We start from the raw sequence: 12572 nt of genomic DNA, 5'->3' as shown, positions 1-12572 counted from the left end.
GCTCGAAATTATAGCCCACTCACAGCCCCTTGTGTCACGATATTTCTCGCTTCAGGGCGTTGACTGGGCTCATGGAAGACGTTGAACTGACGCTTCATCAGGCTGTTTCGTGCGTATTCCAGCAGTATATCACCGGGTGCTGGGTTCGCCTCATCCAACCAGAAGCTGGCCTTCACGCTTACAGGGGCGGATATTCATTCGCTGGCGAGGGGATTCGGGCAATAACCTTAATTTCAAAATCAAATCCGGCCAGCCAGTTAACGCCGATAGCCGTCCAGTTGGGATAAGGTGGCTGCGGAAAGGCCCGTTTTTTCGCCTCCATGATGACGGGGAACTGGTTTTCAGGATCGGTATGAAACGTTGTGACATCAATCAGATCGTCAAACGTGCATCCTGCGGCGGCCAGAGTCGCCTGTAAATTATCGAATGCGAGTTGCACCTGAGCGGCGAAGTCAGGTTCAGGCGTGCCATCGCTGCGGCTGCCGACCTGACCGGAAACAAATAACAGATCGCCAGAGCGAATGGCAGCCGAATAGCCATGCTCCTCATAAAGGGCATGTCGACTGGCAGGGAAGACTGGATTACGTGGAGGCATGGCATTTCCTTTTCTGTCAGAGGTGTTGTTGTGGTTACTTAAGAGAAGTAACATACGCGATGTATGTGAAAAAAAGGTAATTCACATACGCCGCGTATGTCAAATTAAAAATACCGCTTTTATAGGAAGTTCTATGGCTACAAAACGTCGTGCTGAAACGGCTCAGGAAAATCGCGAAAAAATGATTCAGGCGGCGCGGAAGGCTTTTGCTGAAAAAGGCTATGCCGCAGCGTCGATGGATGAACTGACGGCAAGCGTGGGGTTAACGCGCGGCGCGCTGTATCATAATTTTACCGATAAGAAAGGATTACTGGCGGCGGTGGTCGCGCAGATAGACAGCGAAATGGCGGCCAACGCGAAAGCCGTTGCCGCGGCCGCAGACGATGACTGGGAGCGACTGCTGGCGGAAGGTATCGCCTACATCAACATGGCGCTCGTTCCGGAAGTTCAGCGCATCGTGCTGCTTGACGGCCCGGCCGTTCTGGGCGATCCGGCGCAATGGCCCAGCCAGAACAGCTGTCTTGAGTCCACCCGCCAGACCATCGAAACATTAATCGAACGCAACGTGCTTAAAAAAATGGATGCGAAAGTCGCAGCCCATTTGCTAAACGGCGCTGCGCTGAATGCTGCTTTGATGATTGCCGCGAGCGACGAGCCGCAGAAGACGCTGCCGCATGCTATTGAGGTGTTTACTCTGCTGGCAAGCGGGTTACGCAACGGCTAACGATCTTTCCGCCACGCGTCCGCCGTCAACGCTTCACCAAAGTGTCCGGCAATCAGGCGTTTTGTCAGATCGTGGAGCGGGGAGGCCAGCACGTCAGCGGTACTGCCGCGCTCAACCACTTCACCCTGGTGCATCACCAGGACCTGATCGCTGATGTGCTTCATCATGCCCAGGTGCTGGGTCACGTAGATGTACGAGATCCCCTGCTTTTCCTGTAGCTCCAGCATCAGGTTGATGAGTTGCGAACGCATCGACATATCCAGCGACGCCAGCGCTTCGTCGGCGATAATCACCTTCGGGCGCAGGATCAGCGCGCGGGCCAGACCGAGACGCTGCTTTTGGCCCGGAGCCAGCATGTGGGGGTAATAGCTCACGTGGTCGGGCAGGAGGCCTACCAGACGCAGGGTTTCGACAATCCGCTTGCGACGCGCTTCCGGCTCCAGGTCAGTATTCAACCGCAGCGGGAAGTCCAGAATCTGGGAAATACGCTGGCGCGGGTTGAGGGACGTCGACGGATCCTGAAATATCATCCGGATGCGCTGACTGCGGAAAGAGTAGTCACCAAATTCCAGAGGATGATCGTCAATCAGTATTTCACCGCCGCTCGGCTCTACCATGCCCGCGAGCATTTTTGCGAGGGTCGATTTGCCCGAACCATTTTCACCGATAATCGCCAGCGTCTGCTTTTCGCGCAGCGTGAAGCTCAGCGGTTTAACCGCCTCGACGGTCTGGCGGTGAAACAGGCCTGTACGATAGCGAAAGGTCTTACTCAGGTTACGCACTTCCAGTAAGGTTTCGACCATTTCACTCTCTCTCCATGTTCAGCGGGAAATGACAGGCAAACAGATGGTTTTTCGGCCCTGTCAGGCGCGGTGTTTCAATACATTTACGCTGAGCATACGGGCAACGCGGCCCCAAACGGCAGCCAATGGGCAGCGACTCCAGCAGCGGGATCGCGCCGGGCAGGGTATTCAGACGGCTCTTGTGCGGCATCGCGCTGCCAAAGTCAGGGATCGCCCGAATCAGCGCCTGCGTGTAGGGATGATGCGGCGTCGTCACCAGGTCTTCACTTGGCGCGGTTTCTACCGTCTGTCCGCAATACATCACGTCAATTTTATCCGCCCACTTGCTGAGCATTTGCAGGTCATGGCTGATCAGCAAAATGGTGGTGTTGTTATTCTGATTCAGACGCGTGAGCAGGCGAAAAATCTGCGCCTGGGTCGTTGGCTCCATCGCGTTCGTCGGTTCATCCGCAATCAGCAGACGTGGCTGATTGGCCAGGGCGATAGCTATCATCACTTTCTGGCATTCTCCGTCGGTCAGTTCATACGGAAAGCTGCGCATTGCGTCTTTATGATCTTTGATCCCGACGCGGTGCAATAGCTCAACGGCACGGCGCTTACGCCAGCCGAAACGCTGCCACCAGCGGCCTTTATAGGTCCAGCCGGGAATGTTCTGCATCAGCTGTTTGCCCACGCGCTCGGACGGGTCAAGACAGGATTGCGGCTCCTGGAAAATCATCGAGACGTTATGGCCCACCAGCTTGCGGCGTTCGCGCGGTGAGAGACGCAACAGATCGATGTCGTCGAAGCGCATACGGTCGGCTGTGACGCGCCAGTTGTCTTTCGACACGCCGCAAATGGCTTTGGCGATCAGGCTTTTACCTGAACCCGATTCGCCCACCAGACCGCGGATTTCGCCTTCTGCAAGGGTAATGCTGATGCGATCCACGGCTTTAACCCAGCCTTCACCCGTTTTGATTTCGATGGTGAGGTTGCGGATATCAAGTAACGGCATTATTGCACCCCCGCATTGATTGCGCGGCGGATCCCGTCGCCCAGCAGATTGATAAGCAGAACGCTCACCATAATGGCCGCGCCCGGCAGCATGACCGTCCACGGCGCAACGTATATCAGCTCCAGCGCATCGCCGAGCATAGCGCCCCATTCAGGAGAAGGGAGCTGCGCGCCCAGGTCAAGGAAGCCCAGCGCCGCGATATCCAGAATCGCCATCGACAGGGCGCGGGTGATCTCCGTCACCAGCCCGGCGGCAATATTAGGCAGCACGGCAAACCACAGAATATTGAACGTAGTGGCACCGTCCAGACGGGCAGCGACGACATACTCTTTCTCCAGTTCGTCATGAACCAGGCTGTAAACCGAGCGCACCATGCGCGGCAGAATCGCCAGCCAGACGGCAAACATCGCGTGCGTCAGGTGCGGCCCCGCGAAGGCCACGACGATAATCGCCAGCAGCAACGAAGGAATAGAGAGCAGGGTATCCAGAATGTGGTTAAGCACGGCTGACCGCAGCCCGTGGGTTGATCCGGCAAAAATACCCAGCGCCAGGCCGCAGATCGCCGCGGCAAGCGTCACCACAAATGCGCCGCCTACCGTGGGGGCCGCGCCGCTCAGCAGGCGGCTTAGCACGTCGCGTCCGAGATCGTCAGTACCGAGGAAGAAAGAAACCTCCCCGTAGCGCGACCATGACGGCGGTAAAAGCTGGTAGCCAAGGAACTGCTGATCGATGCCATACGGCGCAAACCACGAACCCAAAACGCACAGCAACACGAGGCCAATGCAGCCGTAAAAGCCGATCATTGCCGTGGTGTCGCCGTAAAAATTACGCCACACGGTACGTAGCGCACCGGGTGTGCGCTTTTCGCTGTAGACGTTATCGTAAGGCATACCATTCCTTATGCTTCAACGGGTTGGCCATGGCACCCAAAATATCGGAAACAACGTTAACAATAATAACCAGTGAGCCAATCACCATCACGCCGGCGGAGATAGCCGCATAGTCCTGCTGGCGAATCGCGTTGATCATCCAGCGCCCAAGGCCCGGCCAGCTGAAGACCATCTCGGTGATCATCGCCAGCGTCAGCATGGTTGAGAATTGCAGCCCGAGACGGGGGATCACCGGCGGCAATGCATTGTGCAGCACGTGGCGGCGCAAAATCGTCAGACGAGACAGTCCGCGCGTGGCCGCGGCTTTAACATAGTTTTGCTCGAAGACTTCGATGGTGCTGATACGCATCAGGCGGATCACTTCGGTGGTGGGCGCGACGGCCAGCGTGAGCACCGGCAGCACCATGTGGCGCAACGCGCTTACAATCATTTCGTCGCGCCAGACGGAATCAGAAAGCCAGGCGTCAACGATGGCGAAGCCGCTCACCGTTTGCACGTTATACAGCAGATCAAAACGCCCCGACACCGGCAACCAGCCCAGCGTCAATGAGAAGAAGAGGGTTAGCAGCAGCGCCAGCCAGAAGACTGGGATAGAGAAGCCAATTAAGGCAAGCGCGCTGATGAATTTATCCTGCCATTTATTGCGATAAATTCCCGCCAGCATCCCCACCGGGATCCCCACCATAAGGGCAAAGCCGAAGGCGAGTATACACAGCTCCATGGTGGCCGGGAACACCACCTTAAGCTGCTCGGAGATGAGCTGTCCGTTGATGCTGGACACGCCAAAATCCCAGTGCAGCAGGCCGTTAAACCAGAACAGCCAGGCGTCCCAGAGGGATGAGCCCTGAAGCGGAGCGTGCGGCGTAAAGTAGCTAAGGCTAAAGCCGACAAAGGTCAGCAAGAACAGGGTGACCAGCAGTAACAGCAGCCGACGCAAGGTAAAGATAATCATGGCTTTTTCACCTCTTGCTCTTTCTCACGGGTCACGCCCGCGAAGGAGGCGTTACCAAACGGGCTAAGTACCAACCCTTTAATATCGTAACGGTAGGCCTGAAGGCGCAGGGAAGAGGCAAGCGGCAATACGGGCAGCTCTCTGGCCAGAATATTTTGCGCCTCATCGTAGGCTTCAATGCGTGACGCAAGCTGCTGGGACGCCAGCGCTTTTTGCAGCACGGCATCAAATTCACGGTTACACCAGTGGGCATAGTTGGTCTGGGAATTTATCGCTGCACAGCTCAGTAGCGGACGGAAGAAGCTGTCCGGATCGTTACTGTCGGTAGACCAGCCAGCCAGCGTTAAGTCGTGGTTCATGTCCATCAGCCGCGCCTCCTGGAAACGGCCTTCGACCGGAACGATGATCACCTTAACGCCCACCTGCGCCATATCTGCCTGCAACAGTTCGGCGGTTTTCAGCGGGCTGGGGTTCCACGCCTGAGAGCTGGTAGGCACCCAAAGCTGTAGCGTCAGGTTTTCTGCCCCCAGCGCTTTAAGCTGTTCGCGCGCTTTGGCCGGATTATATTCCGTGATCTTCGCCTCGCCGTCATAGGCCCATGAGGCACGCGGCAGAATCGAGGCGGCGGTTTCCGCGGTACCGTAGTAAATCGACTGCATCAGACGCTGATTGTTGATCGCTAACGCCAGCGCATGGCGCACGGCCGGATTATTCAGCGGCGGCTTATCGGTGTTAAATGCCAGATAAGCGATGTTCATTCCCGGGCGCAGGGTCAGGCGCAGGCGGGGGTCGTCGCGCAAAATCGTTAACTGGCTGGCCGCAGGCCACGCAAGGACGTCGCACTCGCCGGTCAGCAGTTTGGAGAGACGGCCAGTTCCTCCTGAACCCAGATCAACGATAACCTGCGGCATCAGCGGTTTGCCGCGCCAGAAATTATCGTGACGTTGCAGGCGAATGTATTGCCCGGCGCGGTACTCAGCCAGCTGGAACGGCCCTGTGCCCACGGGCTCGCGATCGAGGCGTTCCTGACGATCCTTTTTCGTCAGCTGATCCGCGTACTCCGCTGACATGACGGAGGCGTAGTGCGTCGCCAGGTGCCAGAGGAAGGAGGCGTCCGGGTGCGTCAGGCGAAACTCAACGGTGCGGTTATCCAGCTTGCGCACGCTTTTGACCGTGTCCGCGAATTGCAGACTGTCGAAATAGGGGAAGTTACTGCCGTTGACGTTATGCCAGGGATGATTGCGGTTGAAGATGCGCTGGAAGGTGAAAACCACGTCATCCGCGTTGAGCTTGCGGGTTGGCGTAAACCACGGGGTGTGCTGAAAAGCAACATCATCGCGTAGACGGAAGCGGTACGTGGCGCCGTTATCCATTACTTCCCAGCTTTCAGCAAGCTCCGGAACCAGCCGATAGGTATAAGGATCGACGTCGAGCAGGCGATCGTAGAGCTGTGCGGCCAGCGTATCAACAATCAGGCCGCTCCCCGCTTTTTGCGGATTAAAGGTATCAACTTGCCCGCTGACGCAATAGACGAAACCACTCTCACGGATATCAGGGGGCACAGCGCGATCGGGCGCAGCAAAGGCCAGATTGCTGAACAGACCGAGTGCAAACAGGGACGATAAAACCAGGCGCATAGTTTTTAAGGTTTTTAGATTCGATCTGCAAAGTGTATCGCACTTACGCCTGCTTCGTAAAAATGTCTGGGGGTAAGTGCTGATAATGTCAGCGCATTTGATGTTTTTTGAGCAATGCCCTTAACTGATGGTAGGTCAGACCCAGCAGTTCAGCCGCCCGTTTCTGATTATATTTCGCCTCTTTCAGGCTCTGCTCGAGCAACTGCTGCTCCTGCTGATGCTGGAACTGGCGTAAATCGAGCGGCAACGCAGGACCCTGCTGGCGCACTGCCGGAGCAGGGGCATGTTGAACCTCGCGCCGAAACGGATCGAGTATAATGTTGTCCAGCTCGGACTCGCTGCTGCCATGACGGTAAACGGACCGTTCCACCACGTTTTTGAGTTCACGAATATTTCCCGGCCAGTGGTAACCGAGCAGGGTCTCGGTGGCCTGTTCGCTAAAGCCCCGAAAGAGCGGCAGGCCCAGTTCCCGGCACATCTGAATGGCAAACTGATCGGCCAGCAGCATGATATCGCTACGTCGCTCCCGCAGCGGCGGCAGCTGAACGACATCGAAAGCCAGCCTGTCCAGCAGGTCGGCGCGGAATTTGTCCTCTGCCACCATCGCGGGCAGATCGGCGTTAGTGGCGCACACCAGGCGAACGTTGACCTGGAGCGGCTGACTACCGCCAACGCGTTCCAGTTCGCCATACTCTATGACGCGCAGCAGCTTTTCCTGCACCAGCATCGGCGCGGTGGCCAGCTCGTCGAGGAAAAGCGTTCCGCCATCGGCGCGCTCAAAACGGCCGGGATGGCGTTTTTGTGCGCCGGTAAAGGCGCCGGCTTCATGACCGAAAAGCTCCGTGTCGAGCAGATTTTCATTCAGTGCCGCGCAGTTAAGCGAAATAAAGGGACCGTCCCAGCGGCCAGACAGAAAGTGCAGGCGGTTAGCAATGAGTTCTTTACCGGTTCCACGCTCCCCGATGATTAGCACCGGTTTATTCAGCGGCGCGAGGCGTGACACCTGTTCAAGCACTTCCAGGAAGCTGTTCGCTTCGCCAAGCAAATTGTCTTTGTATTCAGCCATGATGAAATTAACCACTCCTTAGTGATATTCACCAGGTGAGAATAGTCTCTGGCTGGGTAAATATCAATCAGATTCAGTAAAATCAATAAGATAAAAAGTTGGCACGGGAATTGTATTTACTATTCAGCAGGGCATCGCCCGATAACAGAACTATGAGGATTGAATTATGGGTATTTTTTCTCGTTTTGCCGATATCGTGAACGCCAACATCAACTCGCTGCTGGAGAAAGCGGAAGATCCGCAGAAGCTGGTGCGCCTGATGATTCAGGAAATGGAAGACACGCTGGTTGAAGTACGCTCCACCTCCGCCCGCGCGCTGGCAGAGAAAAAGCAGTTAACGCGTCGTATTGAGCAGGCGACTGCCCAGCTCAACGAGTGGCAGGAAAAAGCTGAACTGGCGCTGCGCAAAGATAAAGAAGATCTGGCCCGCGCTGCGCTGATTGAGAAGCAGAAGCTGACCGAGATGGTTGCCACGCTGGAACATGAAGTGACGCTGGTGGATGATACCCTGGCCCGCATGAAGAAAGAGATCGGTGAGCTTGAAAATAAACTCAGCGAAACCCGTGCGCGTCAACAGGCGCTGGCGCTGCGCCATCAGGCTGCAAGCTCGTCCCGCGACGTGCGTCGCCAGCTGGACAGCGGCAAACTGGATGAAGCGATGGCGCGTTTCGAATCGTTCGAACGCCGTATCGACCACATGGAAGCGGAAGCCGAAAGCCACAGCATCGGTAAGCAGAAAACTCTCGATCAGCAGTTTGCTGACCTGAAAGCCGATGATGAAATTAGCGAGCAACTGGCTGCGTTGAAAGCCAAAATGAAACAAGATAATCAATAATAATTCCTGCGGCACCTGAGCGTGCCGCATCGCAAGACAAGGAGTACACATGAGCGCGCTTTTTCTGGCAATACCCCTGACAATTTTTGTGCTGTTTGTTCTGCCCATCTGGTTATGGCTGCACTACAGCAACCGCACTTCACGCGGTGAGCTGTCGCAGAGTGAACAGCAGCGGCTGGCGCAGCTCTCTGCTGAGGCAAACAAAATGCGCGAACGTATTCAGGCGCTGGAAGCTATCCTGGATGCGGAACACCCAAACTGGAGGGAGCGTTAATGGCTGGACTGAATCTGAATAAAAAACTGTGGCGCATTCCACAGCAGGGCATGGTACGGGGCGTTTGCGCCGGGCTGGCACACTATCTGGATGTCCCGGTAAAACTGGTGCGCGTGGTCACCGTATTGTCGATTTTCTTTGGCCTGGCCTTTATTACTCTGGTGGCATACATCATTCTGTCGTTTGTACTCGATCCTATGCCGGACGGTGAACTGGATGCAGAGAACACGCCAACCAGCAGCGATCTCCTCAATGCGGTAGACGAGCAGCTGAGCGCAGGGGAGAAGCGATTGCGCGAGATGGAACGTTACGTCACCTCCGATACCTTTACGCTGAGAAGTCGTTTTCGTCAGCTTTAAGAGAGAACATACATGAAACAAAACTGGCAACAGGCCGGTCAGAAGGTAAAACCCGGCCTGAAAATCGCAGGTAAACTGGTTCTGATGACGGCATTACGTTATGGTCCGGCGGGTGTGGCTGGCTGGGCGATCAAGTCTGTTGCCCGTAAGCCGGTCAGAATGGTGCTGGCGGTCGCACTGGAGCCGCTATTAAAGAAACTGGCGAAACGCGTTTCCCGCCGCTACCTTTCACGCTAATCCCTCGCGCAAAAGCCCTTTCTCGCTCAGAGAGAGGGCATGAATTTCCCCTCTGCTTTTTCTCGTTCTTTGCGGCAGCTCACATTACTGCGTTGCGCTGCTTTGAGAATGCCTTTTTCAGCCCACAGGTGCGTTGACAGATATTTTTCATGGGAGTAGATTGCCAGTCCGTGGGACCGCTACCATGGAAAATAAAGTGAACGCAAAAATTAAAAAACTCATCAATCATATTTACGGTGAATCATTTTCAGATGCACACCTGAACGTGTTATTAACGAAGCTTGAACAGGCGGCGGTTAATATTACGGAAAAGCGTAAGTCAGGCTGGGATGAAAAAGACGTTGTTCTGATTACCTATGCCGATCAGTTCTCCGCGAAAGGGGAGAAGGCATTACCGGTATTTACCCGGTTCTATAATGAATGGCTTTCTCGCACCTTTTCCCATGTCCATCTTTTACCTTTTTATCCGTGGTCGTCAGATGATGGATTTTCCGTTATCGATTATCACAACGTTGCACCTGAAACGGGTACCTGGCAGGATGTCGCGGAATTAAAACAGTCAGCCAGCTTAATGTTTGACTTCGTTTGCAACCATATGTCAGCGAAAAGCGAATGGTTTGCTCATTATCTGGCGCAGAAGCCCGGCTATGAAGATTTCTTTATTTCAGTCGACCCCGAAACCGATTTATCCGCAGTGACGCGTCCACGTGCCTTGCCGCTGCTGACGCCGTTTACGCTGCATGATGGCAGCGTTCGTCATCTATGGACCACATTCAGTGAAGACCAGATCGACCTTAACTTTGCCTCGCCGCAGGTGCTGATTGCCATGGTGGACGTACTGCTCCATTACCTTGCAGAAGGGGCGCGTTACATCCGACTGGATGCGGTCGGGTTTATGTGGAAGATCCCTGGAACAAGCTGCATCCATCTGGAACAAACCCATTGCCTCATCCAGTTATTCCGCGCCATTACGGATGCCGTTGCACCCGGAACGGTGATCATCACTGAGACAAATGTTCCGCACAAAGACAATATCTCTTACTTCGGTGATGGTGAAAATGAAGCCCAGATGGTCTATCAGTTCTCCTTACCTCCGCTGGTGCTGCATGCCGTTCATTGTCAGGACGTTAAAGCCCTCAGCCAGTGGGCGGGGTCGCTGGCGCTGCCTTCAACACACACCACCTGGTTTAACTTCCTGGCCTCGCATGATGGTATCGGTTTGAACCCGCTGCGCGGCATTCTTCCGGAATCAGAGATCCTCTCGCTGGTCGAGAAGCTTCAGCAGGAAGGCGCGCTGGTCAACTGGAAAAATAACCCTGATGGAACGCGAAGCCCCTACGAAATTAATGTCACCTATCTTGATGCCTTAAGTTTACAAGACAGTTCAGATGATGAGCGTATTGCCCGGTTCATCCTCGCGCATGCCGTGTTGTTAAGTTTTCCAGGTGTACCGGCCGTTTATATTCAGAGCATTCTTGGTTCGCGTAACGATTATGAAGGTGTTGAACGCCTTGGCTATAACCGCGCGATTAACCGGAAAAAATACACGGCGGGGCAGGTCGATAGCGAACTGAATAATAAGAAGAGTATTCGTTCTCAAATTTATTCTCGTTTGAGTGAGCTTATCGCTATTCGTCGCGGGGAAAGTGCATTCCATCCAGACAGTCAGGCTGTTTTCGACGCAGTGGGTGAACAAATTCTTAAAATTATCCGCGTTGCTGAAAATGGCGAACGTATTACAGCATTATTTAATTTTAGCAATAAAATGCAGACCGTTTATGAGCAAACGCTATCTGGTAAGGAATTATTATCAGGACAACATATTAGCGGTACGGATCTGACCCTCAATCCATGGCAGGTAATGTGGATTAAAGAAAACTAAAAAGGACCCTAAAATGAAAATGCCCAAAATTGTGCTGTTATCAGCACTGGTTTCGTGCGCCCTGTTATCAGGCTGTAAGGACGATAAAGCATCTCAGGTCACCATTGAGTTTATGCACTCGTCGGTGGAACAGGAACGCCAGGCGGTGATAACGAAACTGATCGAGAAATTCGAGAAAGAAAACCCGTCGATTACGGTGAAGCAGGTACCCGTAGAAGAAGATGCCTACAACACCAAGGTTATTACGCTGGCTCGTACCGGTGCGCTGCCGGAGGTGATTGAGATCAGCCATGACTACGCCAAAGTCATGGATAAAGAGCAGCTGCTGGATCGTGACGCCATCGGCCGCGCCATCAAGGCGGTGGGCGAGGAGACATTTTACGACGGCATTTTACGCGTAGTTCGCACGGAAGATGGCAGCGCATGGACGGGGGTGCCGGTTAGCGCCTGGCTGTCCGGCATCTGGTATCACAAAGATGCGCTCGGAGCCGCGGGTATTGAAGAGCCGCACAACTGGGAGCAACTGCTGAAAGCCAGTCAGGCGCTCAACGATCCGGCTAAAAAACATTACGGTATCGCGCTTCCAACCGCAGAAAGCGTTATGACCGAGCAGGCCTTCTCGCAGTTTGCCTTGTCGGGCGGTGCCAACGTCTTTGATGCAAACGGCAACGTGGAAATCGATACCCCTGAAATGTCGAAAGCGCTGGCGTTTTATAAGGCGCTGGCCGCGACCACGATGCCGGGTTCGAACGATGTCATGGAGATCAAAGACGCCTTCATGAACGGCTCTGCGCCTATGGCCGTGTATTCCACCTATATCCTGCCTGCGGTCTACAAAGATGGCTCGCCGGCCAACCTGGGCTTCGTGGTCCCGACGGAAAAATCCTCCGCCGTCTACGGCATGATCACCTCGTTGACCATCACTACCGGTCAGACCGAAGAAGAAACGCAGGCCGCCGAGAAATTTGTCACCTGGATGGAGCAGGCGCAGAACGCCTCTGACTGGGTCATGATGTCTCCTGGCGCCGCGCTACCGGTCAACAAACTCGTGGTGGGCACAGATTCCTGGAAAAACAACGACGTGATCAAGGCCTTTGGTCAACTGCCATATGAGCTGATTGCGCAGTTCCCGAACGTCCAGGTGTTTGGTGCCGTGGGCGACAAAAACTTTACCCGCATGGGAGACGTTACCGGGTCCGGCATTATCAGTTCCATGGTGCATAACGTGACGGTGGGACAAAAAGATCTCAATGCGACTTTAAGCAACAGCCAGAAAAAACTGACTGACCTGATATCACAACGATAGGAGCGCTTTGCGAAGGGA

General features: G+C 54.6%; 14 protein-coding genes. 7 read left to right on the top strand and 7 right to left on the bottom strand.

Translation table 11 applies throughout. The features are described from left to right. Positions 1–178: 178 nt before the first annotated feature. Positions 179–595: a RidA family protein gene (locus E0L16_RS11455; protein WP_063866569.1), complete on the bottom strand. Its 417-nt coding sequence runs from the start codon at positions 593–595 to the stop codon at positions 179–181. A 133-nt stretch (positions 596–728) separates the two neighbouring features. Between E0L16_RS11455 and E0L16_RS11450 the strand changes: the two genes are divergently transcribed. Further along, on the top strand, positions 729–1319 hold the full coding sequence (locus E0L16_RS11450; protein ID WP_063866570.1) for a TetR/AcrR family transcriptional regulator: 591 nt from the start codon (positions 729–731) through the stop codon (positions 1317–1319). Here the strand turns inward: E0L16_RS11450 and sapF are convergent. The 6 genes from sapF to pspF all read right to left on the bottom strand — a co-directional run bounded on the left by sapF (position 1316) and on the right by pspF (position 7661). Further along, positions 1316–2122 (bottom strand): putrescine export ABC transporter ATP-binding protein SapF, encoded by an 807-nt coding sequence (gene sapF / locus E0L16_RS11445; protein WP_003856838.1) that lies wholly within the window; start codon positions 2120–2122, stop codon positions 1316–1318. The genes E0L16_RS11450 and sapF overlap by 4 nt on opposite strands. 1 nt (position 2123) lies before the next feature. Beyond that, positions 2124–3116, bottom strand: a complete 993-nt coding sequence (gene sapD, locus E0L16_RS11440; protein ID WP_063866571.1) for a putrescine export ABC transporter ATP-binding protein SapD — start codon at positions 3114–3116, stop codon at positions 2124–2126. Beyond that, the gene (sapC, locus tag E0L16_RS11435; protein WP_063452289.1) at positions 3116–4006 is read right to left on the bottom strand and encodes a putrescine export ABC transporter permease SapC; all 891 of its coding nucleotides are present in this window, start codon (positions 4004–4006) and stop codon (positions 3116–3118) included. The genes sapD and sapC overlap by 1 nt, the downstream gene beginning before the upstream one ends. Further along, positions 3993–4958, bottom strand: coding sequence for a putrescine export ABC transporter permease SapB (gene sapB, locus E0L16_RS11430; RefSeq protein ID WP_063452290.1), 966 nt, complete (start codon positions 4956–4958; stop codon positions 3993–3995). The genes sapC and sapB overlap by 14 nt, the downstream gene beginning before the upstream one ends. Then, entirely contained in the window at positions 4955–6595 is a 1641-nt protein-coding gene (gene sapA / locus E0L16_RS11425) for an ABC transporter substrate-binding protein SapA (protein ID WP_107535465.1), read from the bottom strand. The genes sapB and sapA overlap by 4 nt, the downstream gene beginning before the upstream one ends. An 88-nt stretch (positions 6596–6683) precedes the next feature. Beyond that, the gene (gene pspF, locus E0L16_RS11420) at positions 6684–7661 is read right to left on the bottom strand and encodes a phage shock protein operon transcriptional activator (protein ID WP_131636967.1); all 978 of its coding nucleotides are present in this window, start codon (positions 7659–7661) and stop codon (positions 6684–6686) included. 166 nt (positions 7662–7827) lie between these two features. Between pspF and pspA the strand changes: the two genes are divergently transcribed. The 6 genes from pspA (at position 7828) to E0L16_RS11390 (ending at position 12554) form a co-directional block, all read left to right on the top strand. Beyond that, positions 7828–8496, top strand: a complete 669-nt coding sequence (gene pspA, locus E0L16_RS11415) for a phage shock protein PspA (protein WP_131636966.1) — start codon at positions 7828–7830, stop codon at positions 8494–8496. 49 nt (positions 8497–8545) lie between these two features. Beyond that, a complete protein-coding gene (gene pspB, locus E0L16_RS11410; RefSeq protein ID WP_063452294.1) occupies positions 8546–8770 on the top strand; it encodes an envelope stress response membrane protein PspB in 225 nt (74 codons plus the stop codon). Then, the gene (pspC, locus tag E0L16_RS11405; protein WP_063452295.1) at positions 8770–9129 is read left to right on the top strand and encodes an envelope stress response membrane protein PspC; all 360 of its coding nucleotides are present in this window, start codon (positions 8770–8772) and stop codon (positions 9127–9129) included. The genes pspB and pspC overlap by 1 nt, the downstream gene beginning before the upstream one ends. Before the next feature lie 12 nt (positions 9130–9141). After that, the gene (gene pspD, locus E0L16_RS11400) at positions 9142–9366 is read left to right on the top strand and encodes a phage shock protein PspD (RefSeq protein WP_063866575.1); all 225 of its coding nucleotides are present in this window, start codon (positions 9142–9144) and stop codon (positions 9364–9366) included. A gap of 184 nt (positions 9367–9550) precedes the next feature. Further along, entirely contained in the window at positions 9551–11248 is a 1698-nt protein-coding gene (locus tag E0L16_RS11395) for a sugar phosphorylase (RefSeq protein ID WP_131636965.1), read from the top strand. A 13-nt stretch (positions 11249–11261) separates the two neighbouring features. After that, positions 11262–12554 carry an ABC transporter substrate-binding protein gene (locus E0L16_RS11390; RefSeq protein ID WP_112791799.1) on the top strand — a complete coding sequence of 431 codons (1293 nt, stop codon included), beginning with the start codon at positions 11262–11264 and terminating at the stop codon, positions 12552–12554. The last annotated feature ends 18 nt before the right edge of the window (positions 12555–12572 follow it).

This window comes from Enterobacter quasihormaechei (assembly GCF_004331385.1).
GTDB lineage: Bacteria > Pseudomonadota > Gammaproteobacteria > Enterobacterales > Enterobacteriaceae > Enterobacter > Enterobacter quasihormaechei.
Note: the sequence above shows the minus strand (reverse complement) of the source record. Positions and strands in the feature narration are given on the sequence as shown.